The organism is Frateuria soli (assembly GCF_021117385.1).
In the GTDB taxonomy this organism is placed as follows: domain Bacteria; phylum Pseudomonadota; class Gammaproteobacteria; order Xanthomonadales; family Rhodanobacteraceae; genus Frateuria_A; species Frateuria_A soli.
Genome location: NZ_CP088252.1, coordinates 990,768 through 1,015,754, shown reverse-complemented (window position 1 = coordinate 1,015,754; position 24,987 = coordinate 990,768). Strand labels below are relative to the sequence as shown.

31 protein-coding genes and 1 tRNA gene are annotated in these 24,987 nt (G+C 66.1%); 6 read left to right on the top strand and 26 right to left on the bottom strand.

Annotated elements, in window-relative coordinates; genetic code table 11:
- Positions 1-18: 18 nt before the first annotated feature.
- The 4 genes from LQ771_RS04655 to LQ771_RS04640 all read right to left on the bottom strand — a co-directional run bounded on the left by LQ771_RS04655 (position 19) and on the right by LQ771_RS04640 (position 3,488).
- A complete protein-coding gene (locus tag LQ771_RS04655) occupies positions 19-516 on the bottom strand; it encodes an Hcp family type VI secretion system effector (RefSeq protein ID WP_231351203.1) in 498 nt (165 codons plus the stop codon).
- A 107-nt stretch (positions 517-623) separates the two neighbouring features.
- Positions 624-2,114, bottom strand: a complete 1,491-nt coding sequence (tssC, locus tag LQ771_RS04650; RefSeq protein ID WP_231351202.1) for a type VI secretion system contractile sheath large subunit — start codon at positions 2,112-2,114, stop codon at positions 624-626.
- A gap of 6 nt (positions 2,115-2,120) precedes the next feature.
- A complete protein-coding gene (tssB, locus tag LQ771_RS04645; protein ID WP_231351201.1) occupies positions 2,121-2,627 on the bottom strand; it encodes a type VI secretion system contractile sheath small subunit in 507 nt (168 codons plus the stop codon).
- A 300-nt stretch (positions 2,628-2,927) separates the two neighbouring features.
- The gene (locus LQ771_RS04640) at positions 2,928-3,488 is read right to left on the bottom strand and encodes an ECF-type sigma factor (protein WP_231351200.1); all 561 of its coding nucleotides are present in this window, start codon (positions 3,486-3,488) and stop codon (positions 2,928-2,930) included.
- 172 nt (positions 3,489-3,660) lie between these two features.
- Between LQ771_RS04640 and LQ771_RS04635 the strand changes: the two genes are divergently transcribed.
- From LQ771_RS04635 to kynU, 3 genes are read left to right on the top strand one after another with little or no spacing between them, the layout of a single operon-like run.
- On the top strand, positions 3,661-4,695 hold the full coding sequence (locus LQ771_RS04635) for an amidohydrolase family protein (protein ID WP_231351199.1): 1,035 nt from the start codon (positions 3,661-3,663) through the stop codon (positions 4,693-4,695).
- Positions 4,692-5,204, top strand: a complete 513-nt coding sequence (locus LQ771_RS04630; protein ID WP_231351198.1) for a hypothetical protein — start codon at positions 4,692-4,694, stop codon at positions 5,202-5,204. Before LQ771_RS04635 ends, LQ771_RS04630 begins: the two co-directional genes overlap by 4 nt.
- Positions 5,205-5,214: 10 nt before the next feature.
- On the top strand, positions 5,215-6,489 hold the full coding sequence (kynU, locus tag LQ771_RS04625; RefSeq protein WP_231351197.1) for a kynureninase: 1,275 nt from the start codon (positions 5,215-5,217) through the stop codon (positions 6,487-6,489).
- Between the two features lie 149 nt (positions 6,490-6,638).
- On the opposite strand, the gene LQ771_RS04620 is transcribed toward kynU, so the two are convergent.
- Genes LQ771_RS04620 through hisS form a run of 3 tightly spaced genes read right to left on the bottom strand, consistent with a single transcriptional unit; the run spans position 6,639 to position 10,398 of the window.
- Positions 6,639-7,043 carry a DUF6165 family protein gene (locus LQ771_RS04620; protein WP_231351196.1) on the bottom strand — a complete coding sequence of 135 codons (405 nt, stop codon included), beginning with the start codon at positions 7,041-7,043 and terminating at the stop codon, positions 6,639-6,641.
- A 14-nt stretch (positions 7,044-7,057) separates the two neighbouring features.
- A complete protein-coding gene (locus LQ771_RS04615; RefSeq protein WP_231351195.1) occupies positions 7,058-8,986 on the bottom strand; it encodes an HAL/PAL/TAL family ammonia-lyase in 1,929 nt (642 codons plus the stop codon).
- A 35-nt stretch (positions 8,987-9,021) separates the two neighbouring features.
- Entirely contained in the window at positions 9,022-10,398 is a 1,377-nt protein-coding gene (gene hisS / locus LQ771_RS04610) for a histidine--tRNA ligase (protein WP_231351194.1), read from the bottom strand.
- 162 nt (positions 10,399-10,560) lie between these two features.
- On the opposite strand from hisS, the gene LQ771_RS04605 reads away from it, so the two are divergent.
- Both LQ771_RS04605 and LQ771_RS04600 read left to right on the top strand, forming a co-directional pair.
- Positions 10,561-10,637: transfer RNA gene (locus tag LQ771_RS04605), tRNA-Pro, on the top strand.
- Positions 10,638-10,787: 150 nt separating this feature from the next.
- Positions 10,788-11,246 carry a hypothetical protein gene (locus LQ771_RS04600; RefSeq protein ID WP_231351193.1) on the top strand — a complete coding sequence of 153 codons (459 nt, stop codon included), beginning with the start codon at positions 10,788-10,790 and terminating at the stop codon, positions 11,244-11,246.
- A 522-nt stretch (positions 11,247-11,768) separates the two neighbouring features.
- Here LQ771_RS04600 and LQ771_RS16050 read toward each other — a convergent pair.
- The 14 genes from LQ771_RS16050 to LQ771_RS04535 all read right to left on the bottom strand — a co-directional run bounded on the left by LQ771_RS16050 (position 11,769) and on the right by LQ771_RS04535 (position 18,654).
- On the bottom strand, positions 11,769-12,065 hold the full coding sequence (locus LQ771_RS16050; protein ID WP_425491311.1) for an HNH endonuclease: 297 nt from the start codon (positions 12,063-12,065) through the stop codon (positions 11,769-11,771).
- The gene (locus LQ771_RS04595) at positions 12,034-12,738 is read right to left on the bottom strand and encodes a hypothetical protein (RefSeq protein ID WP_231351192.1); all 705 of its coding nucleotides are present in this window, start codon (positions 12,736-12,738) and stop codon (positions 12,034-12,036) included. Before LQ771_RS04595 ends, LQ771_RS16050 begins: the two co-directional genes overlap by 32 nt.
- Positions 12,735-13,160 (bottom strand): hypothetical protein, encoded by a 426-nt coding sequence (locus LQ771_RS04590; protein ID WP_231351191.1) that lies wholly within the window; start codon positions 13,158-13,160, stop codon positions 12,735-12,737. The genes LQ771_RS04595 and LQ771_RS04590 overlap by 4 nt, the downstream gene beginning before the upstream one ends.
- Positions 13,157-13,381: a cold-shock protein gene (locus LQ771_RS04585; protein ID WP_231351190.1), complete on the bottom strand. Its 225-nt coding sequence runs from the start codon at positions 13,379-13,381 to the stop codon at positions 13,157-13,159. Before LQ771_RS04585 ends, LQ771_RS04590 begins: the two co-directional genes overlap by 4 nt.
- A gap of 171 nt (positions 13,382-13,552) precedes the next feature.
- Positions 13,553-14,878, bottom strand: coding sequence for a phage major capsid protein (locus LQ771_RS04580; RefSeq protein WP_231351189.1), 1,326 nt, complete (start codon positions 14,876-14,878; stop codon positions 13,553-13,555).
- A 169-nt stretch (positions 14,879-15,047) separates the two neighbouring features.
- Positions 15,048-15,776 carry a hypothetical protein gene (locus tag LQ771_RS04575; protein ID WP_231351188.1) on the bottom strand — a complete coding sequence of 243 codons (729 nt, stop codon included), beginning with the start codon at positions 15,774-15,776 and terminating at the stop codon, positions 15,048-15,050.
- A 9-nt stretch (positions 15,777-15,785) separates the two neighbouring features.
- A complete protein-coding gene (locus LQ771_RS04570) occupies positions 15,786-15,989 on the bottom strand; it encodes a hypothetical protein (RefSeq protein WP_231351187.1) in 204 nt (67 codons plus the stop codon).
- A gap of 273 nt (positions 15,990-16,262) precedes the next feature.
- Positions 16,263-16,727 (bottom strand): hypothetical protein, encoded by a 465-nt coding sequence (locus LQ771_RS04565; RefSeq protein WP_231351186.1) that lies wholly within the window; start codon positions 16,725-16,727, stop codon positions 16,263-16,265.
- 61 nt (positions 16,728-16,788) lie between these two features.
- The gene (locus tag LQ771_RS04560; protein WP_231351185.1) at positions 16,789-16,932 is read right to left on the bottom strand and encodes a hypothetical protein; all 144 of its coding nucleotides are present in this window, start codon (positions 16,930-16,932) and stop codon (positions 16,789-16,791) included.
- A 61-nt stretch (positions 16,933-16,993) separates the two neighbouring features.
- Positions 16,994-17,218: a hypothetical protein gene (locus tag LQ771_RS04555; RefSeq protein ID WP_231351184.1), complete on the bottom strand. Its 225-nt coding sequence runs from the start codon at positions 17,216-17,218 to the stop codon at positions 16,994-16,996.
- Positions 17,215-17,784: a DUF3102 domain-containing protein gene (locus LQ771_RS04550; protein WP_231351183.1), complete on the bottom strand. Its 570-nt coding sequence runs from the start codon at positions 17,782-17,784 to the stop codon at positions 17,215-17,217. The genes LQ771_RS04555 and LQ771_RS04550 overlap by 4 nt, the downstream gene beginning before the upstream one ends.
- Complete coding sequence (locus LQ771_RS04545; protein WP_231351182.1) at positions 17,781-18,107, bottom strand: hypothetical protein; 327 nt, start codon at positions 18,105-18,107, stop codon at positions 17,781-17,783. Before LQ771_RS04545 ends, LQ771_RS04550 begins: the two co-directional genes overlap by 4 nt.
- A gap of 14 nt (positions 18,108-18,121) precedes the next feature.
- The gene (locus LQ771_RS04540; protein ID WP_231351181.1) at positions 18,122-18,454 is read right to left on the bottom strand and encodes a hypothetical protein; all 333 of its coding nucleotides are present in this window, start codon (positions 18,452-18,454) and stop codon (positions 18,122-18,124) included.
- Positions 18,451-18,654, bottom strand: a complete 204-nt coding sequence (locus LQ771_RS04535) for a helix-turn-helix domain-containing protein (RefSeq protein WP_231351180.1) — start codon at positions 18,652-18,654, stop codon at positions 18,451-18,453. The genes LQ771_RS04540 and LQ771_RS04535 overlap by 4 nt, the downstream gene beginning before the upstream one ends.
- A gap of 109 nt (positions 18,655-18,763) precedes the next feature.
- Between LQ771_RS04535 and LQ771_RS04530 the strand changes: the two genes are divergently transcribed.
- Positions 18,764-19,327, top strand: a complete 564-nt coding sequence (locus LQ771_RS04530; protein WP_231351179.1) for a hypothetical protein — start codon at positions 18,764-18,766, stop codon at positions 19,325-19,327.
- 7 nt (positions 19,328-19,334) lie between these two features.
- Here LQ771_RS04530 and LQ771_RS04525 read toward each other — a convergent pair whose 3' ends face one another.
- From LQ771_RS04525 to LQ771_RS04505, 5 genes are all read right to left on the bottom strand, one after another.
- Positions 19,335-20,522: a site-specific integrase gene (locus LQ771_RS04525; protein WP_231351178.1), complete on the bottom strand. Its 1,188-nt coding sequence runs from the start codon at positions 20,520-20,522 to the stop codon at positions 19,335-19,337.
- 416 nt (positions 20,523-20,938) lie between these two features.
- Positions 20,939-21,748 carry a ferritin-like domain-containing protein gene (locus tag LQ771_RS04520; RefSeq protein ID WP_231351177.1) on the bottom strand — a complete coding sequence of 270 codons (810 nt, stop codon included), beginning with the start codon at positions 21,746-21,748 and terminating at the stop codon, positions 20,939-20,941.
- 58 nt (positions 21,749-21,806) lie between these two features.
- Positions 21,807-23,282: an amidophosphoribosyltransferase gene (purF, locus tag LQ771_RS04515; protein ID WP_231351176.1), complete on the bottom strand. Its 1,476-nt coding sequence runs from the start codon at positions 23,280-23,282 to the stop codon at positions 21,807-21,809.
- Between the two features lie 60 nt (positions 23,283-23,342).
- Positions 23,343-23,939 carry a CvpA family protein gene (locus tag LQ771_RS04510; RefSeq protein WP_231351175.1) on the bottom strand — a complete coding sequence of 199 codons (597 nt, stop codon included), beginning with the start codon at positions 23,937-23,939 and terminating at the stop codon, positions 23,343-23,345.
- 24 nt (positions 23,940-23,963) lie between these two features.
- On the bottom strand, positions 23,964-24,938 hold the full coding sequence (locus tag LQ771_RS04505; protein ID WP_231351174.1) for an SPOR domain-containing protein: 975 nt from the start codon (positions 24,936-24,938) through the stop codon (positions 23,964-23,966).
- Between the last annotated feature and the right edge of the window lie 49 nt (positions 24,939-24,987).

Sequence of the window (24,987 nt, the reverse complement as noted above, 5' to 3'; positions counted from 1 at the left end):
CCCGTGCCGGTCAGGTGGTCAGGCCGACACTGCCTGCATGTTGTAGGTGAACGGCTTCGGTGCGCCGTCGGCCGAGCCATCGGGCTTCTGCGGCTGGAACTTGTAGAGGAACTTGCCGAAGTGCAGGGTGATGTTCTCGGTCAGGCGATCCTCGCCGCCGGAGCCGCCGGTGGAGACGGAGGTGACCATCACGCCTTCGCTCAGCTCGATGGTGAGGTAGTCGGTCTGCTCGCCGGTGGCGTTGGTCACCGAAAGGGTGGCCTTCTCCAGTCGTGCGCCGGTGCAGCACGCCTGCAGCAGCGCGTGCGAGCTGCTGTCGACGTACTTGGTGATGGAGATGTCCTGCACGTGGGCCTTGCCGCCACCGCCGGTCTTGCTGTTGTGCAGGTCGGCGCTGTTGCTGGCGCCCCAGGACCACGCCAGCACCGGCACTTCCTTGGCGTGCTTCTTGTGGAGGGAACTGCCCTCGATGGTGACCGAGCCGCCCTCGAACTTGATGTGCATGTCGAATGCCATGAAACAGACTCCTTAAGGTGACTTGATGGAACGGGATGGTGCTTTACGGAGCGCGGCGACCTGCCGCGCTCCCAAGGCCGCCGACCGGGCGCCCGAGGCTTTGGGCCTCAGGCCTTCTCGGATGGCAAACGCGATACCAGGCGCAGGGACACCGTCAGTCCCTCGAGCTGGTAGTGGGGCTTGAGGAAGAACTTCGAGCTGTAGTAGCCCGGCGCGCCCTCGACCTCCTCGACCACCACCTCGGCCGAAGCCAGCGGGTGGCTGGCCTTGTACTCCTCGCTGGAGTTGGCCGGGTCACCATCGACGTAGTTGAGGATCCAGTTGGTCAGCCACTTTTCGATCTGCTCGCGGCTGCTGAACGAACCGATCTTGTCGCGCACGATGCACTTGAGGTAATGCGCGAAGCGGCAGCAGGCGAACATGTACGGCAGGCGCGCCGCCAGTGCGGCGTTGGCGGTGGCGTCCGGGTCGTCGTACTCCTCGGGCTTGGCCAGCGACTGGGCGCTGATGAAGGCGGCCATGTCCGAGTTCTTGCGATGCACCAGCGGCATCAGCCCCATCTTGTCCAGTTCCGCCGACCGGCGGTCGGTGATGGCGATTTCGGTCGGGCATTTCATGTCCACGCCACCGTCGTCGCTCGGGAAGGCGTGTACCGGAAGGCCTTCCACCGCGCCGCCGGACTCGATGCCACGGATGCGCGAGCACCAGCCGTAGGTCTTGAACGAACGGTTGATGTTCACCGCCATGGCGTAGGCGGCGTTCTGCCAGGTGTACTTGGAGGAATCGGCACCGGCGGTGTCTTCCTCGAAGTCGAACTCCTCCACCGGGTTGGTGGCGGCGCCGTAGGGCAGGCGCGAGAGCGTGCGCGGCATCGCCAGGCCCAGGTACTTGGCGTCGTCCGACTCGCGCAGCGAACGCCAGGCGGCGTAGTCGGGCGTGGAGAAGATCTTGGACAGGTCGCGCGGGTTGGACAGTTCGTTCCAGCTCTCCATGCCCATCAGGGAGGAGTTGGCGGCGGCCAGGAACGGCGCGTGGGCGGCGGCGGCCACCTGCGCGATGCCACCCAGCAGCTCGACGTCCTGCGGGCTATGGTCGAAGTAGTAGTCGCCGACCAGGCAGCCGTAAGGCTCGCCGCCGAGCTGGCCGTACTCCTCCTCGTACATCTTCTTGAAGATCGGGCTCTGGTCCCAGGCCGTGCCCTTGTAGCGCTTGAGCGTCTTGCCCAACTCCTTCTTGGAGATGTTCATGACGCGGATCTTCAGCTGCTGGTCCGTCTCGGTGTTGTTGACCAGGTAGTGCAGGCCGCGCCAGGCGCTCTCCAGCTTCTGGAAATCGGCGTGGTGCATGATCTGGTTGACCTGCTCGCTGAGCTTGCGGTCGATCTCGGCGATGTAGGCGTTGATCGTCTGGGCGACGTCTTCGGACACGATGTCCGACTTGCTCAGCACCTGCTCGGCCAGCGTGCGGACGGCCGATTCGACTTCGTCCTTGGCGCGGTCGCTTTTGGGCTTGAATTCGCGGCTCAGCAGGGCGGCGAAATCGCCGGCTTCGAGGGTTCCGGTGGCTTGGCCGCGTTCGGCAACGGTTTCGGTGGACATGTGTGCTTACTCCGCGTCGGAAGGCTTGGCGGCCGAAACCAGCGACTGCAGCAGGGCCGGGTCGTTGATCGCCTGGGCGATCAGCTTCTCGGCGCCCGCCTTGCCGTCCATGTAGGTATTGAGGTTCGCCAGTTGGGTGCGCGCCTCGAGCAGCTTGGCGACCGGGGCGACCTTGCGCGCCACGGCGGCGGGCGAGAAGTCGTCCATGCTCTCGAAAGTGATGTCCACACTCAGGTTGCCCTCGCCGGTGAGCGTGTTGGGCACCGCGAACGAGACCCGCGGCTTCATCGACTGCAGGCGGTTGTCGAAGTTGTCGACGTCGATCTCCAGCGCCTTGCGCTCCTCGATCGGCGGAAGCTCCGCGTTGTTGGCTCCGGACAGGTCGGACATCACGCCCATCACGAACGGCACCTGCACCTTTTTCTGCGCGCCGTAGACCTCGACGTCGTATTCGATCTGCACCCGCGGCGCGCGGTTGCGCGCGATGAACTTCTGACTGCTTTGCTTGGCCATTGCGGCTGTCTCCTGGGACTTGAGGTCTTCCGGTTGGAACGCGACGCCTTGAGGGCACGTCCGCGCATACGCGGCGCAGGCGTGCGCACCTCCCTGCAAGCGCATCGGCCGACACGGACGCCGCGGGGATCGTTTCCGCTCGGGGCTCGGTTCGACTGGCGTGGCAAAGGGCGGGCTGAACGCCTTCCCACTGTTCTAGTGCGTGGGCCTCTTCACGGATCGACCACACAGATGAACAGCGCGTTCAGCTAGCGTTCACGAAATGAAGACGCAGGTTTTGCCCGGGTCAAACCCGGAAACTCAGGCCTGCAGCTCGCGCTGCAACCAGGCGCGGGCCAGGCGCCACTCGCGTTGCACGGTGGTGGCCGAGATCCCGAGGGCGGCCGCGATCTGCTCGGCGCTCAGGCCGACGAAGAATCGCATCGAGACGATGCTGGCCTGGCGCGGGTCGATCTGCTCGAGCGCGTCCAGGGCATCCAGCAGACCGACATAATCGACGTCCGGCATCAGCGAGCCGGAGATTTCGGACAGTTCGATCCGGTCGCAATCCTGCGGACGCTTGGCCGCCTGGCGGCGCCGGGCCGAATCGACGAGCACCTCGCGCATGGCCCGCGCCGCGACGCCAAGCAAATGACCGCGGCTTTCCCATTTCGGCGGGCAGTTGCCGCCGAACACCTTCAGATAGGCTTCGTTGACCAGCGCAGTGGCGCTCAAGGTGCGCTCGCTGGTGTTGCGCCGCAGTTGCGCGCCGGCCAGCCGGTGCAGCGCCGCGTACATCTGGCGCAGCGCTTCCTCCAGCGCGGCGGTATCGCCCGCCTGCGCCGAATGCAGCAGTCGCGTCACGTCGACACTGGTATTCACGGATCTGGTGGTCCCTTCCCGCCCCGGTAACCGGGACGACGACTCGCGTCCCCGGATCGCGGCCAAGCGCGGCCGCCCGGAAAAGTATAGGCCAAAGCCCCGGCAACGACGGGAAGCGGCCCGGGTTTGCGCACTACATGGGCCTCCGTGACCGCCTGCTAGACTCGCCCGCATGCTCAAGATCGACACCCACGCGCACATCCTGCCCCGCGACTGGCCCAACCTGGCCGCCAAATACGGCAACGACCGCTTCCCGGTGATGACGCACACCGACGGCCGCCACCGCATCTACAAGGACGGCAAGTTCTTCCGCGAAGTGTGGGATTCGGCATTCGATCCGCAGACCCGCATCGACGACTACGCCCGCTTCGGCGTCGACGTGCAGGTGATCTCGACCGTACCGGTGCTGTTCTCCTACTGGGCGCCGGGCTACCAGGCGCTGGAACTGCATCGCCACCTGAACGACCACATGGCGCGGATGTGCCACGACTTCCCGCGCCACTACGCCGGCATAGGCACCGTACCGTTGCAGGCGCCGGAACTGGCCATCCGCGAACTGGAGCGCTGCATCGACGAGCTGGGCCTGCAGGGCGTGCAGATCGGCTCGCACTGCAACGACTGGAACCTGGACGCGCCGGAGCTGTTCCCCTTCTTCGAGGCCGCGGCGGACATGGGCGCGGCGATCCTGGTGCATCCGTGGGACATGATGGGTACCGAGACCATGCCCAAGTACTGGATGCCCTGGCTGGTCGGCATGCCGGCCGAGCAATCGCGCGCCGGCTGCTGCCTGGCCTTCGGCGGAGTGCTGGAGCGGCTGCCGAAGCTGCGCATCATGCTGGCTCACGGCGGCGGCAGCTTTCCCTGGTCGATCGGGCGCATCGAGCACGGCTTCCGCATGCGGCCGGACCTGGTCGCCACCGACAATCCGCGCAACCCGCGCGAATACCTCAAACGCCTGTATTTCGACTCCTGCGTGCATGACGAGCGGGCGCTGCGTTATCTCCTGGATGTGACCGGCGTCGATCGCGTGATGCTGGGCACCGATTATCCTTTCCCGCTGGGCGAACAGGAGCCCGGCAGCGGCATCGAGGAGCTGGGGCTCGGTGAAGCGGACCGTGCCCGCTTGTTCCACGGCACCGCACTGGAATGGCTGGGCCTGCCCTTGCAGCGATTCGTCAATCAGGCACCTCATTCGGAGCGTTCATGACCCTTTTGCGCAGCTTCTTCCTGACCGGCGCCCTGCTGCTGGCCGGCACCGCCTGTGCCACCGATGTCCGCATGGCCGGCGGCGAGGTCGCCTTCAGCACGCCGGACAACTGGGTCACCATCATGGAAACCCAGGGCCTGCCGGAAATGCGCGTGTTCCAGGTGCCCGATCCCTCGCCCACCGCCCGCGACAACCTGGCCTCGGTCACGGTGGAAGTGGAGCCGGTCGGCGACCTGGCCGCCTTCGCGCGGTACGTGGACAACGCCACGCGCAAGGCCAAGGCGCTGGACGGTTACCGGGCGATCGGCACGCCGGAGGGCCCCAACAGCCACGCCTATGCCGCGCAGGACCACGGTACGGCCTACCACTACGACGAACGCTACTGGTTCAAGAACAACCATGCGGTCCGTCTGCGCTGCGCGCGGCCGGCGCGCAGCGAGGCAGGCGCCGCGTGGACGGCGGCGTTCGACAAGGGCTGCGACGCGGTCGCCGCCGATCTGGCTCGATGAGGTCCGGCGAATGACCGATTACCAGGCCTCCGCCGCGTGGGCCGCCGCCGCCGACGAAGCCGATCCGCTGCGCTCGTTCCGCGACGAATTCCTGGTCCCTCCGCACGAAGGCCGCGATTCGAACTACTTCTGCGGCAATTCGCTCGGCCTGCAGCCGCGCGCGGTGCGCGAGGCGATCGCGACGGAACTTGACTACTGGGGCGAGCTGGGCGTCGAGGGCCACTTCAAGGGCCGCCTGCCCTGGATGGACTACCACGAGTTCGTGCGCGACGACCTGGCGCAGGTGGTCGGGGCACTGCCCTCCGAAGTGGTCGCGATGAACACGCTGGGCGTCAACCTGCACCTGATGATGGTGAGCTTCTACCGGCCCACGCCGGAGCGCCACGCCATCCTGATCGAGGCTGGCGCCTTCCCCACCGACCGTTATGCGGTCGAGTCGCAGATCCGCTTCCACGGCTACGATCCGGTCACGTCGCTGATCGAACTGGAGGCTGACGAACCGAACGGCACGATTTCGGACGCGGCCTTCGAGCGCGCCCTGGCCGAGCACGGCGCGCGCACCGCGCTGGTGATGCTGCCGGGCGTGCAGTACCGCACCGGCCAGGCATTCGACCTCAAGGCGATTGCGCGGCTGGCGCATGCACAGGGCTGCCGGGTTGGTTTCGACCTGGCGCACGCGGTCGGCAACCTGCCGTTGCAGTTGCACGACAGCGACGCGGATTTCGCCATCTGGTGCAGCTACAAGTACCTCAATGCGGGCCCGGGTGCGGTCGGCGGCGCCTTCGTGCACGAGCGCCACGCGCGGGCTGCGCTACCGCGTTTCGCCGGATGGTGGGGCCACGACAAGACCACCCGCTTCCAGATGGGGCCGCAATTCGTGCCCACGCCCGGCGCGGATGGCTGGCAGTTGTCCAACCCGCCGATCCTCGCGCTGGTGCCGCTGCGCGTGTCGCTGGAACTGTTCCGCCGCGCCGGCATGGAGCGGCTGCGCGAAAAATCGCTGAGGCTGACTGGCTACCTGGAATGGCTGGTCCGCACACGGTTGTCCGACGTGCTGGATATCGTCACGCCCGCCGATCCCGCACGCCGCGGCGCGCAATTGTCGATCCGCGTGCTTGGCGGCCGTGCCCGCGGGCGGGCGCTGTTCGAGTACCTGATGGCCAACGGCATCATCGGCGACTGGCGCGAGCCGGATGTCATCCGCATTTCCCCCGCCCCGCTCTACAACCGCCACGTCGACTGCCTTGCCTTCGCCGAGGCGGTGCGGCACTGGGCCGAAGGCTGACGCATCCGGTGACATCCCCTCCCGGAGGGGATGCGTGCACGGGTCCGGGCAGGGTGCTTCGATTCCCGCCCTGCGGGGTGCGCTCGGCGCAATGGATCCTTGCGACCGCATGCGCCGGGTGCAGGCGCGCGGCGCCGGAGTCGGAGGACTCAGGCGCCGGACGGGCGGTAGTCCTGGTAGGACTTCTCTTCCACCAGTTGCGAGCCCAGCTTGAGGTTGATCTCGCGCTTGACCGCCGCGCGCTCGTCGTTGCGGAAGTACACCGAACGCGCCAGCTCGATGAACTCGCCATCGAAGGCCTGCGCCTTCTCCTTCAGGCGGATGCGGTCCTCGATGTCCCACAGCGCTTCGTTCACGGCGAGCAACCGCGTGCGCTCGCCGGTGATGTCGGTCTGCGACGCGGCGTCGTTCGCCCAGGTCGCGTTGAGCAGGTCCAGCTCGTTGCGAACGTTGGCAAGCTTGGCCGGATCGCTGATCCGGCGCGCCTTGATCTCCAGGATGGTGATCTTGTCGATCAGCTCGCCGTAGGAAACCGGGACTTGGATGAGGCTCATGGAAACTCCGGGAATCAGGGATAGTCGACGACGTCGGCGACCAGCCACGGGTGGGCCGCGGCGGCGAACGCGCGTTGCTGCTGCAGGGCGCACACGGCGCGGATGTCGCCGTCCATGGCTCGATCGCGATGCATGAAGGCGATCCGCTCGCGCAGCAGGCCGTGGGCCGCCTGCACGGCGCTGCCGGCGTGGAACTCCTCGCTGGCCGCGAGCGCCGCCATCAACTGGCCGACCTCCCGCTCGAACTGGGCATGCTGCGGGTGATCCTCGCGCGGGGCGTTGCCGATCTTGGCGGCCAGCGCGCGCCAGTCACCGCGCGCGGCCAGGCGGCGCGCGGCGTTGAGCATTTCGCGGCGGTAATCGAGCGCCTGCGCGGCGGTGTAGAGCTCCAGCGCCAGCACGTGGCCCAGGTCCTCCATCATCTCCAGCACGTGACGCGCCTCGTTGGCGCCCATCGAGACGTGATCCTCGGCATTGGCGCTGGTCGGGATCGAGTAGACGCTTGCCGGATGCGCGCGGGTGGCCAGGTCGTTGACCAGCGCCGCGGCGGTGTACTGCACGATCATGAAACCGGAATCGGTGCCGTCCTCGTTGCCGGTGAGGAAGGCCGGCAGGCCGTCGTTGGTGGCCGGATCGACCAGCTTGTTGAGGCGGCGTTCGGAGATCGATGCCAGCACCGGAATCGCCGCCTTCACGTAGCTCATGGCCAGCGCCAGCGGCATGCCGTGGAAGTGGCCGGCCGAGATCACCTGCTCCTCGATGAACTGCGCGCCTTCGGCATCCGGGAAGATCAGCGGGTTGTCGGTAACCGAATTGAGCTCCACGTCGATCACGCGGCAGGCCTGCGCCCAGGCGTCGCGCACCGCGCCGTGCACCTGCGGCATGCAGCGCAGGCAGTAGGCGTCCTGCGGCTGGTGCTTCTTGCCACCCTTGAACGGCAGGAAGCGGGCGTAGAAGGCCTCGCGACCGTGGCGCTGGTTGGCCGGCACCCAGTCCCAGCCGATGTCGAAGGAGAGCGCCTGATCCTCCGGCAGCGTCCACGCCTCGGCCGACCACGGCTTGAAGCGCGGCACCAGGTGATAGGGGATGTCGATCAGCGTGGAACCGGCCAGCAACTGGCATACGTGCGACGCGGTCTCGACCTGTCCCGGGTGCGGGCGAAGCGCGTGCACTTCCGGCCGCAGCGCGCCGCTGCGGCCGGCGAAGGCGTCCAGCGTCATCGAGGCGGCGAGGTCGGCCACGTCCAGCAGGTACTCCAGCTCGTCCAGCGCCAGCACCGCGGTGGCCAGCATCTGCGCCGTACCGTTGTTGAGCGCCAGGCCTTCCTTGAACGACAGCCGGATCGGTTCCAGACCCGCGCGCTTGAGTGCCTCGCCGCCCGGCATGCGCTCGCCTTCGAAGAAGGCTTCGCCACCGCCCAGCAGCACGATTGCCAGATGCGAGAGCGGCGCCAGGTCGCCGCTGGCGCCGACCGAGCCCTTTTCCGGCACGACCGGCACCACGCCGCGGTTGAGCATCGCGGTGAGCGCCTGCAGGGTCGACACCCGGACACCGGAATGGCCCCGCATCAACGTGTTGATGCGGATCACCAGCATCGCCCGCACCACTTCGGGCGCGAACGGTTTGCCCACGCAGACCGCGTGGGTGACGATGAGGTTGTGCTGCAGTTCCTCCATCAGGTCCGCGCCGCCCTGGGGCGAGTCCTGCATCACCAGCTCGTCGCGCAGGCGATGCCCGCCCAGCAACTTGTCCGCGTTGCTGCCGAAGCCGGTGGTGACGCCGTAGGTCGGCTCGCCGCAGCTGACCTTGCCGGCCAGGAAATCGGCCGCGTGCTGCACGCGTCCGAGCTGTCCGGGGTCCAGTTCCGCCGACGCGCCATGGCGCGCGACGGCGACCAGCTGGGCGCGGGTGAGGCTGCGGCCGTCGAGAATGATCTTGTCCACCGGTGCTCCGTCGTGTCAGGGGGTGAGTCCGCGACTCACTGCCCCATGGCAGCTGCCTGTTCCAGTTCCACACGCAGCGCCTTGACCAGCTCGCCGCGCGCCACCTCGAACTGGTCGCCGCGGCGCAGGTCCTTGACCGTCACCACGCCCTTGGCCAGTTCGTCCTCGCCCAGCACGACCGCGAAGCGGATGCCGGCACGGTCGGCGTACTTGAACTGCTTGCCGAGCTTGCCGCTTTCGAGCACCACCTCGGTGGCGATACCGGCCGCGCGCAGCTCGTTGGCGATCCCCAGGTAGGCCGGAAGCTGCGCCGCGTCCATCTGCGTCACCAGCACGTCCACCGTGCTGCGCGCGCTACCCAGCAGCCCGGCGTCGCGCAGCTGCCAGAACAGGCGGGTCAGGCCGATGGAGATGCCTACCCCCGGCAGCTTCGACCTGGTGTACTGGCTGGCCAGGTTCTCGTAGCGGCCGCCGGAGCAGATCGAGCCGATCTGCGGGTGGTCGTTGAGCGTGGTTTCGTAGACGGTGCCGGTGTAGTAGTCCAGGCCGCGGGCGATCGAGAGATTCAGCGCGAAGTGCGTCTCGGGCACCCCGAAGTCGCGGATCAGGCCGAGCACTTCCTTCAGTTCGGCCCTGCCCTCCTCCAGGGCTCCGGAGCCACTGCCCAGCGCATCGAGCCTGGCGAAGGCGTCGTCCAGCGAGGTCGAACGCACCTGTACGAAGTCGAGGATCTTCGCCGCGGCATCCGCCGCGAGTCCGAAGGCCTCGCCGGTCAGCGTATCGCGCACGTAGTCGGCGCCCCGCTTGTCCAGCTTGTCCACCTCGCGCAGTACCAGCATCTGCTGCTCGCTGTCGACGATCCCGAGGCTCTCGAAGTAGCCGCGCATCAGCTTGCGGTTGTTGAGCTGGATGGTGAAGGCGCCGATGTCCAGTTCGCGGAACACGCTGTAGATCACCGCCGGCAACTCGGCGTCGTAGCGGGTCGACAGGTTGTCCTTGCCGATCACGTCGATGTCGCACTGGTAGAACTCGCGGAAGCGCCCGCGCTGCGCGCGCTCGCCGCGGTATACCCGCTGCATCTGGTAACGGCGGAACGGGAAGTTGAGGTCGTGCTCGTGCTCGGCGACGTAGCGTGCCAGCGGCACCGTGAGGTCGAAGCGCAGCGCCAGGTCCGGCTTCTCGCCCTGTTCCAGCGCGCCGGTCGACTGCACGAAGTACACCTGTCGCTCGGTCTCGCCGCCAGTCTTGGTCAGCAATACGTCGGCGAACTCGATCGCCGGCGTTTCCACCGGCAGGAAACCGAAGCGCTCGAAGTTGCGGCGGATAGTGCCGAGCATGCGCTGGAACACGATCTGGTCCAGCGGCAGCAGCTCGAGCACGCCAGGCATGGTGCGGGCCGGGGTAAGCGCCATGGAATCCTCTGCTTGCGGGTAACGGAAGCGGCGCGCAGGACCGCGCGACGGCAGCCGCCTAGGTTAGCAGATGGGCACGTCCGTCCCGGCGTGCGAAGCGCCGAAAAAAAGCCCCGGGGTTGTTGCCAAGCCCGTGCCGGCTCACTAAGATACGCGGCTCCACGGGGTGTAGCTCAGCCTGGTAGAGCGCTACGTTCGGGACGTAGAAGTCGCATGTTCGAATCATGTCACCCCGACCAATAGAAACAACGACTTAGGCCACCTTCACCGGTGGCCTATTTCGTTTGTAAGTGCGTGGTAAGTGCAAAGATGCCCGCGCTCACGGCTCCTAGGACGCAGGGCGTTAGCCGTGGCAGACTCGCCCCACTCAACAGGAGGAGGGGAAGGCCATGAAGTGGATGCTAGTTGCGGTGGCTGCACTTGGCTTCGCGGGGACTGCCCAAGCCAGTGATGCGAGCAAGACTTACGCGCACGCGCTGCGCGATGCCGTGGTGCCCTGTCATACGCTCCGTTACAAGGCGAACTTGGACGAACAGCTACAGCGGGACCAGGCGCGGATCAACGCAAGGTTCGGTGAGCGCACGCCGTCGCCAGACAACAGCGCGACCAATGCCAAGATCAGCCAGTGCCTCGCAGACGCCAAGAGCAAGGCGGCGGATGCGTACAAGGCGTTCGCAGCACAAACCGCCTCATCGGACATGAAACAGGCGGGCAAGGATTTGCTTGTCGCCTACTTCGCTTACCTGAAGGTCACTACTGACGGCGGCGATGATCGGAACACCGATGAAGCCGTCGCGTACCGCAAGGCAGAGTCAAACCTTGACGTGGAATCGAGCATAGCCGAGTGACAAGAAAAGCCCGCCAAGCGCGGGCTTCTCTTTTCCGGCTAGTGCGACCGCCCGCTGAAAAACTCCTCGTCAGGGTCGTCGTCCTCGCCAGCCAGAAACACGCGGCTCTCATCCACGGGCGTTGCCCCAAGCTTGGAAAGCAGGCCAGATAGCACGCTGCTCGCCTGCACACCTAGCTCGCCCTCGTTCATGCGCGCGGCCAGCTTGCATACAAGGCGCAGCAGCACCCTATGGGCAGCACTCAGCCAGGGCATCGTTTCGGCGCACTCGCGCCACACCTCTACCTCAGCCGGGGTCATCGCCGGGAAAGGCTCCCCGATGGGTTTCCGGTTGCCCGGTGCACTTCGGCCAGCGTAGCGGCCCGGATTCTTTGCAGCCGCGCCCGACACCCTCGCCTTAGAGGGCGGTAAGCGATTGTTTGCCATGAGAAAGACCTATATCTGAAGTGTGGATGCGCGTGTAACAGGGTGCACTCGGATTCCCATGCGACCGACCTAGGCTTTTGATTGCCCCCCCTACCCGTCAGAGGGGGAAGCCGTCCACGCCGCACGCCCTAGGCCCAGGGCGCTGCCCTCGCTCCGCGCGGCTCTTGTCCTCGTGGCATGGCGTCCTGCATATCCACCCAAGGTTGGCGTGGTCGTCCGTCCCGCCCTTGGATAGAGGGAGCTTGTGGTCTACCTCACCTTCAGTGGTCACCCGACCGCACACGTAGCAGGCGTAACCATCGCGTAGGGCGATGGCTACGTTGCGGCGCTGAAGGGCGCGGCCCGTGAGACGCTTGGGAGCGTTACTGTCCTTCTGCCAACTCGGGCGATTCATCTGCCGTCACCTCCAGGTCGCACACCGTCCGCACGCTCAGCGTGTCCCGCGTCAGCTCAGCCAGCATCAGCCGCCCACCGCATTGAAGGCCGTGATGCTCGCGCCGCACATAGGCCACTTGATCCCGTGCGATGGCTTCCATCTTCTCGGGCGTGTCAGGCGCTTCCGGCTGCTGCTCCCATGCCTCACTAGGCAGCAATAGCGGGCTTCTCACAGGCGAGGCGTTGAAGCCCTTGTCATGCGGCCAGCGCACCCAGCGCACGCCCTCCATGCGCTTCAGGATGGGCGACCAGCCCACTAGGACAATCTCAGCCCCAGGGAAGTCATCGACGCCCATGTGCTGCTTGCGCAAGGCGGTCACTTGCGCGTGCGTATGACCTAGCAGGGCAGGCATGTGCCGCACCGCCTCATCGAATGTCTGCGGCATAGATTGCTGCAAGCAGTACAGCGCAAGTCCGGCAAACGCCGCATCGCCCCGCGACGCCATTACCGCGTTGATGTGCGGCAAGAACCCGCATTTGCTTGTGTGCATCCCGGCAGCAAGGCGTTCTAGTGCCTCGACCACGTTGGCAACGGTTCCGACGTCATGGCCCGCGCCCGTCATGCTTCCGGCAAGCGTGTCGAAGGCGACCAGCGCGCGGTCGCGCTCCATGTAGACGTTGAGCAAGCTCATGCCCTCACCTCCCGCGCGTGGCCAATCATTGGCGTGATGGCGAGCTGGCCGATAGCCATGATGCCCGCGCCGTACATGCCAACTGTGCTAGCCGTTGCGCCCTCGCCTGCCAACGATTCGGCCCAGCCGCCTTGGCCGTAGGTGAAGTACATGAGCATCATCGTCAGGGCGAGGCGCGTGTACTTGCTGCCGCTCTGGCCGCCTTGCGGGTAGTTGGTCGCGTGGATGGTCTGTCCAGGCTTGGGTCGCACCCCGCCCCAAAGCTGGCGCGGCACGTTGTAGCCGCCCACTTCGACGCTAAGCGAGTGCGAGGCGTTCTCGCCCAGCATTTGCGCGAGGGTCTGCCCCGCGGGGACGTGGGCGAACATGCGTTCAGACGGTTGGAGCGGGTTCGTGCAGGCAACAAGGGTGCAGGCGCTCATGCGGCTTCCTCCACGATGCGGCGCACTTGGAAGGCACGCAGGCCGCGCTCAGTGGGGCGCGACTCAAAGCGCACGCGGTCACCCTCGCGCAGGTAACTCTCCCCCTCTACCTGCCGCACGTTGACGAATACGTCATCGCCGCCCAGGTCGGGGCGAATGAATCCATAGCCGCGCCCGTCCAGCCAATGCGTGACCGTTCCTTCCTCCATCCGTTCGTTCATAGGTCTATTTCCGGTAGCCGTAAAAGAAAGGCCCCGCCGGTTAGGGCGGGGCCGGGTTGCGTGGTCACCCCACCTCATTAGGAAGGCCCACGCTGCCGGGGTTGTTTCATGTAGCGGACACTCGCCGGCTTGTCCGCTGCCGGGGCTCAAGGGAACCCCGGCCCGACTCGGTTACTTCACGCCGGTGACGATGCTCAGGGCGCCCGGGTAGTTGACCGCCACGTCTGCGCGGGCATGGCACAGGAAGCCAATTTCACCCGTGGAGCTGTACGCCTCGCGCAAGAGCTGGATGCTCAGCGATTCGCGCATCCCGAACTGCACCGTGCGGAAGTCGCCCAGGAACACCAGCGATTCGTCCGTGCCGGTGCCCAGGTTGGTCGGTACGCCGGTGGTCGGAATCATCCGCACGGCGTCCAGCAGTGGCGGCAGGTTGAGCGGCTGGCCGTTCGCATCCGGCTTGCCCGCCAGCTCGATGAGCGTGCGCGGCGCGACGATGGCGGCAGTAGGCGCGGGGCCGTGCTTTTCCAGAATGGCCTGATAGCCCGCCAGCAGGTCCGTGTAGGCGAGGCTCGTGCCCACCTGTGCCACGGTATTGACGCCGGACAGGCCGTAGATGCCGTGCGGCTCGGGAGCGGTGCCGCTGCCCACCAGGCCCACGCGATCCAGCTCCGCAGCGAACGCCTGAGCAATGACCGTGCGCAGCGCGCGATCCATGTCCGGGGCATCCATCAGCAGCTCGCGCGAGACGCGGATGATGAAGGCCAGCGAACGCGGGGTCATGGTGACCGGGCGGAAGGTCGGGGACGCTTCGGCTACGTTGCCCAGCTCATTGCGCCAGCTCGGGGTCGGGATCGTGTTCACCGCCGCCGTGGTGACACTCTTGGCGCCCTCCATCGGCAGGATGCTCGCGCCAGCCCGCAGCAGGGCCGAACGCTCGGCCAGGGCGTCAAGGATCTTCGGCATGGTCACCACAGGGACCGCGTAGCCGCCAGCGGTATCGGTGCCCACCGCAAGCGAAGCCATCGCGCGCTCGGTCGTCTTCATGCCGGCCACGCCACGCACGAACTCGGCCAGCGTCGGCGCGTCCTTGCCCTCGCCCAGCTCCTCGGCGCGCTTGGTGTAGTGCGCACGGATGGCGTCAGAACCGCGCAGGCCAGTGGCGGCGTGCACAGGCTCCACGGCGGTCGCCTTCTTGCTCGGGCCGGTCATTTCATCGGCAGCGGCCTTGATTGCCATGTCATCCACGGCCTTTTGCAGCGCGGACACGTCGGCATTGTGCGACGCCTTGAACTCGGCAAAGGCGTTATTGAGCTGGCCCACCAGCTCGGCAACGTTGGTGTTTTCCATTTTGATTCCTTCGAATTGATTTTCGGCGTTTGCCTGCTGCTGTAGTTCAGCGCGGCATTGGGAAACGAGAGTCTTTGCCTGCCCGGCGCTATAGCCTTGGCTCCGCAATACGTTCTCGATTGCCCTTGCTGGATTGGTTTCCAGGGTCATCGGTATTCCTCGGTCGGTTGCTCAGTCGTCGCGCAGGCCAGCACTCCCCGGCATCACGCTCGGGTGCGTCCGGTGGCATCACGCGCACCGTTCCCCAGCTGCATCACGCGAGCCGGTTAGACGTGTCTAGCTTTCGCAGACGCCTTCGCTTCAATTGGTTTCCCGTGCATTACGCGGCACGGGGGCGCGAAGCGGAATCGTCAATGGCGGTTGCGGTTCCTCTTACCCGCCATAATGGCAATCCGAAGGAGTTAATCTGTTTGATTGGGCCGGGAATCGCGTTCGCCGGATTCCAGAACGGACGGTTTCTAAATCCGTCTACTTTAGATTGCCGCGCGTGCCTTGGCGGCAGATCGTCGTGCGCCACCTTGAACCGCCGAACGGCTTCGGCCAGGCGCCAGCCGTAAACCTTCACCATGCGCTTGCGCAGGCGGTTGAACGTGTCGCTGCCGATGCGAAGCTCTCGCGCCCGCTCAGCCACCGTCACGCGCTTTCCTCGCCTAGTCATGCGGCCCGCACAGACGATGGCCAGCGCATCCGTAGCAGCGGCCTCCAGCACCTTTATAGGGTGCTGGCGGCCTCCCGTGCGATCCAGCCACGCGCCTAGGTAGCGCCGCCCATACGCAATACAGGGTTCTAGCTCCCCCACGCTTTGCCAGCGCACCAGAGCCAGCAGGCAAGGCCGTATGTCGTGGCGTGACGTTGCGGTAAGGCTCAGCGCCGCCGCCTCAGTCCACCGGCTAGGCTGCGCCGGTATGTGCTCGCCTGTGGCCTTGTCGCCGTGCCAGCGCAGGACAGGTGCCCCGCCGGCATCCGTGTCCAGGGTGACGCCTGCATAGATGGTCAGGCCGCATCCCGCGTCCCGTGCTTCCTCATCCCCTCCGCCAAGGGTTCCCATGCTGGCCGCCTAGACCACGCGCCGCAGCTTCACGGGCGGGCGGGTCTGCCCCACTGGCCCACGGTAGCGGGAGCGCCATAGCCAGGGCGGGACCACGATCAGCTCGCAGTTGCCCCGCAGGCGTGCCCGTTGCGGCGGGTACTCGCGGAAGTTCCAGCCCGGCGTCCGCTCAGCCAGCGCCAGCAGGTTGTCCAGGTCATCGTTCGTGTTCATGGGTTGTCTCCGAAACCGGATGGGTTTCGCTGGGTTTCGAGATGGGCCGCCGGCGTTTTAGAGCCCTTGAAGCGAGGATCAAGAGCTAAAGAAGCACCCCTAACCCCCTGGCAATCTTTTAAGGTGTTCACTAGGTGAATTAACTAGACGGCCCAAAACGGCACGACTAGTTCACCAGGTGAATTAAAGATCGGCCTCTCAGGCTCTCGGCGGCCCTCACTAATTCACGTAGTGAACAAGGTTCGTTCACCAGGTGAATTAAGGATTCTGTTTTCAGGCTGCCTTCCTTAGCTTCCGTGAGCGGTGGGACTGGCTCACCTTGGGCGGCTCATACACCCACTTCTCGCGGACTTCCTTCCAGGCGTTTGACGGCGCGCCGCCCGGGTAAACCTGCAAAGGCCGCCCCTCCTTCTCGTCAATCCTTCGCCAGGTGAAGGCGTGCAGGTTGGGCTTGTTCCTGCCCCCGTGCTGGGTCCGCAGGATCAGGCCGTAGTACTCACACTCAAGCACGGCCTTGTGCAGCGTCAGGGAGGAACGCCACCCCTGCCCCTCCATGAGGGACCACGCGGCGCACAGATAGCCGTTGTTGAAGCCCGTGTACTGCTTGCCAAGGTCGTGGATCAGCTTGTGCCCATAGGGCGACAGGTGGGCCATGTTGGGATGGCGTAGCAGCGTCATCGGAATGACGAACGCTGCCTTGCCGTCAATGTCCTTCCAGTCAGAACCTTTCTTTGCCATCTATTGCTTCCTCTCAGGCCAGCCCCTAAGCTGGCCGCACACGGTGGTTAGCAAGTTCGAATCAGCCCGCTTTCGCAGAGCGGGCTTTTTCATTGGCGAAGTCCGTGTCTCCGGCGTCCAGCAGCACCAGGGCCACGCGACGCCCCTCATAGGCCGCAGGAAGCGGCGTAAAGGGCACGAAGCTGCACTGGCTGGTGGTGGTCACGGTTGCCACGGGAGCCCCGTGTACGCGCTCCCTGTAGCCCCTTGCATAGGCGGGATCACGGTCAGTCATTGGCCGCCGCCCCCGTCGCCATCCTGAGCCGCAGAACGTGCGTCTGCGCCCCGTACAGGGTCAGAGCAACCCCGTCGCACCGGCTCGGGCTCGGGTCGAATACAAGGGCCTCCAGGTCGGTTCGGATGCGCTCTGCCAGCGCCGGCAAGGCTGCCTGTAGCTCGGCAGCGTTGGGCGTGGCGTACATGCGCCGCTGCGGGTCAAGGTCGCCAGTCATGCGGCACGCTCCAGTTCGGAAGACAGCGCGGAGAACTCGGCTTCCAGCATGTCGAGGGTAGCCAGGGCGGTGGTAAGGCTGTGGCGGGTCTTCTCGATTTCCGTGTGCCTCAGCTCACCGATGTTCACGCGAGTGATGAACGCGTTCATGCCCCGCATGGTCTGCTTTAGCTGGCTGACGTACCTCTCGCGCGGCTCCCTCGCACTCACGAACATAGGCGGCATCGCGGTCGGCGCAGTCGGGTCCGTGGTGATCGCCTTCATTGCCTCGCGTATCGGCAAAAGCGCAACGCGTTGCGCTTCTTCATCAGGAAGCGAGGCCAGCTTCGACGACAGCCGCATATATGCCTGTGCCGTGCGGACGGCCAGCGGCGTGTTCGCGGTAACCCACGTCACCCACTCGCCGCGCGGCACTATCTGTTTCGCACGAGCGAGCAAGCGCCCCGCACTGACCGCCTCGCAAACGGCCTGCCCCGCGTAGCGTTCCGCCGATTCAACACAATCGCGGATGCTGATAGCCAGCTCGTCCAGCTCGGCGGTTTTGGCGATTAGGCTGGCTCCAGTCATGCGGCGGCCTCCTTTGCCTTGTGGCTACGCTCCACCATGTCCCAAACGCTGCCGAACGCGGCGCCGGTGAGCGCGGTCAGGGCGCTGAACAGGCCGCCCACGATGTTCTCGTTGAGCGGTTGGACGTCCGTTGACTCCGGGTTGTCGCGGGCGTCGATCGCCAGACTCATGTTGTTGGCCAGCACGCGCGCCAGCGCATCGATGCCGGAAAGCTTCTCGCCCAGGTTCGCTAGCGAGTAGTCAGCCCCGGGGAAGTGCTCCCTCATCCAGAAGTGATTGTTGAGCGGGTTCTGGGTCGGCTGCTTTTCCGTTTCGTCGTTCATCGTCGCTCCCCCTATCAGGCGGCGTTGTCGCGGTTGGATTCACTGAGCATGGCAACCTGTGCGGCCTCCACTGCTCCGCGCACCATCTCGATCATGTGGTAGGCGCCCCACGCCATGCGCCCGGCCAGCACCGGGTTGGCCTGCAAGGTGCTGTCACGGCTCCCTAGCTCCATAGCCAGGTTGTTGACGCTGGCGCTTATCGCCTCCAGCCAGCAGCCGGCATCGTCCAGCAGCGCGTCCGGTTTGGCCCCCGGCTCCACCGTGTAGCGGGCATTGAAGGCGTAGAACGGCCGGGGCTTGGGGGCGTCCTCAACGCGGACGACTACGGGTTCGGCAACGGCGCTCATGCGGCGTGCCTCCCCTGGCTCTCGCGCTCCTTCTTGGCGACATACGCCTCCAGCGCCTTGGCACTGACCATGCGGCGGCGGCCGTCTTTGTAGGTGCTCAGCTCGCCGGTGGCGATGGCCTGATAGGCGCGGCTGCGGCTGATGCCCAGGGCGTCGGCGGCTTGCTCGATGCCGTAGGCGAGTTTGGTGCTGGGATTCATCGGCGGTCCTCTTGGGTTGCACGGTTTTCGCACACTGCGAAACCTGCACGAACGGTATCGCGTCCCGTTGGAGGTTGCAACAGTTTTTTCAAACTGCGAAACTCCACCCATGACCACGTCTAAAAAAGTCGGCAGAAAGCCTGGACGCCCGCCAAAGCCCAAGGCGGAGAAGCCCGCACAGTTCAGCGTGCGATTGCGGCCTGATGCGAAGCTGGCACTGGAGATCCTGGCCGCAGACAACAACCTGTCGCTCAGCAACGCAGTGGAGCTGGCTGTTTCCCAGCTCTTGACTAGCCATCCGCTAAGCAACGGCATGACGGCGCGAGAGGTTGTGGAGCGCATCGAAACCCAACCGATTGCCGCGCGTTTGCTTAGCCTCTATGAGTTAAGCCCGCGGTTTCTTGAGTATCAGGACCGCGCAACCATGGCAGTCATCTTCGGCGCGCTCGACTATGCCGAGTTGGAGAATGAAGGCGCTGATGTCAGGCGCCGGAAAAAGATGGAAGCCGACAAGTTCGTCATCGACAATTGGCGCGCCCTGTCGTCGGCCCTGCAAGGAAGCTGGGCAGGGGCGCCCCGCCTCACAAGAACGCCTTACCGCTTGCGCGATTTGATTGCGCCGCCAGCCTCACCGGACAACAAGGACGCTCTTCCTTTGTTGAAGTCTGCGTGACCCGCCTCTAGCGCACCAGCATCTCCACCGCCGCCGCCTTGTGCTCCGGGGCAAGGTGCGCATAGCGCAGGGTCATCTTGATGTCGCCGTGGCCCAGCAGCTCGCGCACGGTGTTCAAGTCCACGCCCGCCATGACCAGCTTCGACGCGAACGTGTGCCGCAGGTCGTGGAACCGGAAGTCGTCCAGCTTGGCTTTCTCCATGAGCCGGCCCCACGCCTTGGCCGTGCAGATCAGGTTGAACAGGCGCCCGACCGGTTGCTGCTTCTTCCACTGCTTCAGCACCGCCACCGCCTCACTGTTGAGCGGGATGTGTCGGGCCTTGCCGCTCTTGGCATAGCCGGCCCGCACGGTGACGCGCTTGGCCTTCAGGTCAACGTCTGCCCACGTCAATTGCGTGATCTCGCCCCGGCGCATGCCAGTGTTCAGCGCCAGCAGCGTCATGGGCATGATGTGGTCGGCATAGCCGGTGATCGGCTTCAGCGGCTCCCTGCCACGTTCCTTGCGCCAGGCAATGCCCGATAGCCGGCGCTGCCTGAAACGCGCCTCTCGCAGCTCCAGCGTGGCTCTGAGCGCCTTTTCTTCCTCGGGGGACAGGTAGCGCACCCGTTCCTCAATCTCGCGCTTGATGCGCTTCACGCCCAGCAGCGGGTTAGCCTCCAGCAGCTCCCACTCCACGGCCTTGGATAGTGCCGCCTTGATGCGGTCCAGGTCGCGGTTGACGGTGGCTGGGTTGGTGCCCGCCTTCAGCCTCTTGGCCTTGAACCGGTCGAACTCCGCGCGCGTGATCGCCGTCAGGGGTTCGTCGTACAGGTAGCCGAAGTGTTTTTCAATCAGCGCGGTGGTGAACTTGCCCGCCTTCGCGGTCGCCTCGACGTGCGGCGCGTAGTGCTCGCGCATGAACTCGCCAAAGGTGCCCGGTTTGGTGGCACGCTTGTTGATGGTCGCCAGCGGTGCCCCGTGCGTGTCTGCTTCCACCAGGGCGGCCCGTGCGGCTCGCCGTGCGCCCTCCAGCGTCATGACCGGATAGCGCCCCAGCGTGCGCCGCTGCCCGCGCTTCCACTCCACGATGAACGACTTGGCCCCGGATGGCTGCACGCGCAGTAGCAGGCCCTTTAGGTCCGTGTCGCGTATCTCGTAGGGCTTGGCTTCGGGCTTGGCCGTCCGAACCGTTCGCTCGATCAGTTTTTCCTTCACTCCCCGCCTCCAGGATGCACTTACAGGCCGCCGTAAGTGCATGGTAAGTGCAAAAGGGAGAATGTCGCAAAATCGAACGGAACACAGTAGGACGTTAGATCAATGACTTAGCGCATAAGTGCCTGATGCCAAAGGCCCCAAAATCACGTTCGGGACGTATAAGTCGCATGTTCGAATCATGTCACCCCGACCAAGGTTCGTGGAAAGGCCACCGCTAGCGGTGGCCTTTTTCTTTGGAGCGGCCCCGACCGTTCCGGCGTATCCGCCGCATACCCGTAGGAGCCCACTTGTGGGCGATGCTCCTGCCGACAGCATCGCCCACAAGTGGGCTCCTACAAGACCTGGTGCCTTTTCGCCCACGAGGGCATGCGGGCTCGTACGAGGGGCCCTGGCATGCGCATCGGTGCGGTGCGCTACTAAAGGGAGACGGCCAGCGCAGCCAACTGGTCCATCTCCTCGCTGTCGAAACCTGCCGCCAGTCGTGCGTCACGATTGAACGGCCCGCGCAGGTTGCCGCCCATATGGTCGTGAAGCAGTTGCACGAACGTCGCGCGCGGCTCCAGCCCGTCGCGCTCGCAACACCAGCGGAACCAGCGCGTGCCTGCCGCGACGTGGGCGACTTCCTCGCCCAGGATGACCTCGAGGATGGCGATGGTCCGTTCGTCGCCGACGCCGCGCAGACGTTCGATCATGCCCGGCGTCACGTCCAGCCCGCGGGCTTCCAGCACGCGCGGCACCAGCGCCATCCGGGCAAGGTCGCTGTGGGCGGTCTTTTCGGCCATCTCCCACAGGCCGTTGTGGGCGTCGAAGTCGCCGTAGGCGTGGCCCAGTTCGGCCAGTCGTCGGTCGAGCATGGCGAAGTGGCGCGCCTCGTCGTTGGCGCAACTGGCCCAGTCGCGGTAGTAGTCGTCGGGGAACCCGCGAAAACGGTAGACAGCATCCCACGCCAGGTTGATCGCGTTGAACTCGATGTGCGCGATGGCATGCACCAGCGCCGCCCGGCCCTCGGGCGTCCCCAGGCCGCGATGAGGTACCTGGCGTTGCGGCACCAGTCGTGGAAGCGGGGGATGGCCCGGGACGCCGATGGACCCGGGCGCGGCGGCGGTGGGATCCGGATGCAGTTCGCCAGCCTGCAGTGCCTGCCAGGCAGCGTGGGTGAGGCGGAGCTTTTCGGCCGGATCGGCGGCGGCAAGGCAGGCCTTGGCCGCGGCGTGGAGATCAGTCATGGAGGGTTTTCCGGCGGGCCCCGCGCCTCCCCCGGGAAAGGGAGAGGGTGCTCGAAAGCTAGGCGCTGCGGCGGGCGGCCTTGGCGTCATCGGAGCGCAGCATCTCGATCTGCTGCAGGTAGTCGTGGTCAAGACCGGTGACGTACTCGCCGGAGAAGCAGGACGTGTCGAACTGCCTGAGCTCCTCGTTGCCGTCCTGCACCGCCCAGATCAGGTCGGCGAGGTCCTGGTAGATCAGCCAGTCGGCGCCCAGCAACTGTTCGATTTCCTTCTCGGACTTGCCGGCGGCGACCAGCTCGCTGGCCGAGGGCATGTCGATGCCGTAAACGTTTGGATAACGCACCGGCGGCGCGGCCGAGGCGAAGTAAACCCTCTTCGCACCGGCATCGCGGGCCATCTGGATGATCTGCCTCGACGTGGTGCCGCGCACGATCGAGTCGTCGACCAGCAACACGGTCTTGTTGCGGAACTCCAGGTCGATCGCGTTCAACTTGCGGCGCACCGATTTCACGCGGTCGCCCTGCCCCGGCATGATGAAGGTCCGGCCCACGTAGCGGTTCTTGACGAAACCCTCGCGGAACGGCACGCCCAGCGCGTTGGCCAGCGAACTGGCGGCGGTGCGCGCGGTGTCGGGAATAGGGATCACCGCATCGATGCCGTGGTCCGGGCACTCGCGCAGGATCTTCTGCGCCAGCTTCTCGCCCATGCGCAGGCGCGCCTTGTAGACCGAGACGTCCTCGATCATCGAATCCGGGCGGGCCAGGTAGACGTACTCGAAGATGCATGGCGCGTGCATCGCGCCCTCGGCGCAGCGGCGCGCGTGCAGCTGGCCGTCCACGGTGATGTAGACCGCCTCGCCCGGTGCCACGTCGCGCACGCGCTTGAAGCCGAGAACGTCGAACGCGACCGATTCGGACGCCACCGCATACTCGCGCCCTTCCGCGGTCACGCGCTCGCCCAGCACCAGCGGGCGGATGCCATGCGGGTCGCGGAAGGCCAGCAGGCCGTAGCCCTGGATCAGCGCCAGGCAGGCGTAGCCACCGCGGGCACGGGCGTGCACGCCGGCCACCGCCTTGAAGATCTGGTCGGGCGTCAGCGCCATGCGGTCCTGGATCTGCAGCTCATGCGCGAGCACGTTGAGCAGCACTTCCGAATCCGAATCGGTGTTGATGTGCCGGCGATCGTCCTGGAACATCTCGCGCCGCAGCGCTTCGGTGTTCACCAGGTTGCCGTTGTGCGCGAACGCGATGCCGTACGGCGAATTGACGTAGAACGGCTGCGCTTCGTCGGCATTGTCCGAACCGGCCGTCGGGTAGCGACAGTGGCCGATGCCGATGCTGCCCCGCAGGCGGCTCATCGAGTCCTCGCCGAACACGTCGCGCACCAGGCCGTTGCCCTTGTGCAGGCGCAGGTGCGCGCCATCGACCGTGACGATGCCGGCCGCGTCCTGGCCCCGGTGTTGCAGCACCGTGAGTCCGTCATAAAGCGCCGATGCCACTTCGGTGGTACCGACGATGCCGATGATTCCGCACATGGTTTGATGCCCTGAGGTCGTTGAGCCCGATGGTGCAAGGCCCGATGGTGTAAGGCGTTGTCAGGAAAGCGCGGCCGTTCGCACGGCCGAAAGGACAGATTGCGCCGGCGCGGGTGAACCGCCCGGAAGTACCGGCAACGTGGCCGGCGGAAGCTTTGGCAGCTGCACCGGGGGATGCAGGTAGCGACGCACGCTCTCCGGCACCCGGTCACCCAGCCAGGTGGCCGCGCCGGTGAACTGCGGCAGCAGCAGCGAGCGCTGCCAGCCCGCCTCGCGGGTGAGCGCGGTGAAGCCGGCCAGGAACACCACCAATGTCACCAGCAGCACGCCCCGTGCGAAACCGAACAGCATGCCCAGCAACCGGTCCAGCCCGCCCAGTCCGATGCCCGACAGGATCCGCCGTGCGACGAATCGCAGCAACGCGCCGACGATCAGCACCACCGCGAAGCACAATCCGTAGCCGAGCAGGATCCGTGCCGCCGGCAGCGAGATGGTGTGCTCGAAATGCGCCGCGACCACCGGCCCGAACGTCCAGGCGACCCAGAACGCGGCGATCCAGGCGGCCAGTGACAACACCTCCGAGACCAGCCCGCGCCACAGCCCGACCAGCACGGACAGGGCCAGCACGGCGAGGATGCTGAAGTCGATCCAGTTCATGCCTGCCGCCCGGTGGTCCGCGCCTTACGGCACGCTCACCACGTTGCCGGCCATCCCGAGCCGGGCCTTGATCTGGTCGCGCACGCGCTCGGCATCCGCACGCTGGATCTGCGGCCCGGCGCGCACGCGCCACAGGGTACGCCCCCCGCTGCTGACCGAGTCGGTGAAGCCATCGAAGCCGGCCGCGCGCAGCTTGTCGCGCAACGCGTTGGCATCGGCCTGGCTGCCCATTGCCGCCACCTGCACTGCGTAGCCGCCCGCGCGCGCCGGTGTCGCAGCGGGCTTGGCGGCGACGTCACCATGTTGGTCGCTGGCGCCACTTTCAAGGTGTGCCGGCGCGCCGGGGATGGTCTGGGTGATCTTCAGGCGCGCGGCTTCGGCGGCCGTACGCGTCTGGAACGGTCCGGCCGTCACCAGGGTCAGCGTCCGGTCGCCCTGGTGGATGGGCGCACCGCTGACCGGGTAGCCCAGCGCGCGCACCTTGCCGATCAGCCGCTGCGCGCCCTCGCTGGAGTAGGCGCTGAGATTGAGCGTGTAGTTGCCGCGTGCGGCGGTACCGGCGGTACCGGCGGTGTCGGCCGGCGCGCTGGCGGTCGGCGCTTCGTCGGCGGGCTTCTCCGTCGGCGTCGGCGCCGCGGGGGCGGGCTTGGGGGTGGATTCCGGCTGCGGCGTCTGCGCGGGCGTGGCCGCATCCGGTTCCAGCTCCACGTCGTGCGGCCGGCGCGAGGCGATGTCGACGGTGGCCAGGCGGTCCGACGACGCCGGTGCGCTCGACCGGGCCGGCGCCGGGATCACCGGCGCAGCGGTGCCGCTGCTGGCCGGGACGTCGGGGTCCAGGCTCATCGTGCGCGTTTGCAGGTCACGGTCGGGTGCCGGCGGGATCGCCAGGCTCACGGTCTGGTCGCCTGCGGCCGTCGGTGGCGTGCTGGAGAAGAACATCGGCACGAACAGCACCGCCAACGCGATCAGGACGAAGGCACCCAGCAGGCGAGTTTTCAAGATCGAAGCTCCAAGGCGGCACGGCATGCAACAGAACGATTATACCTGT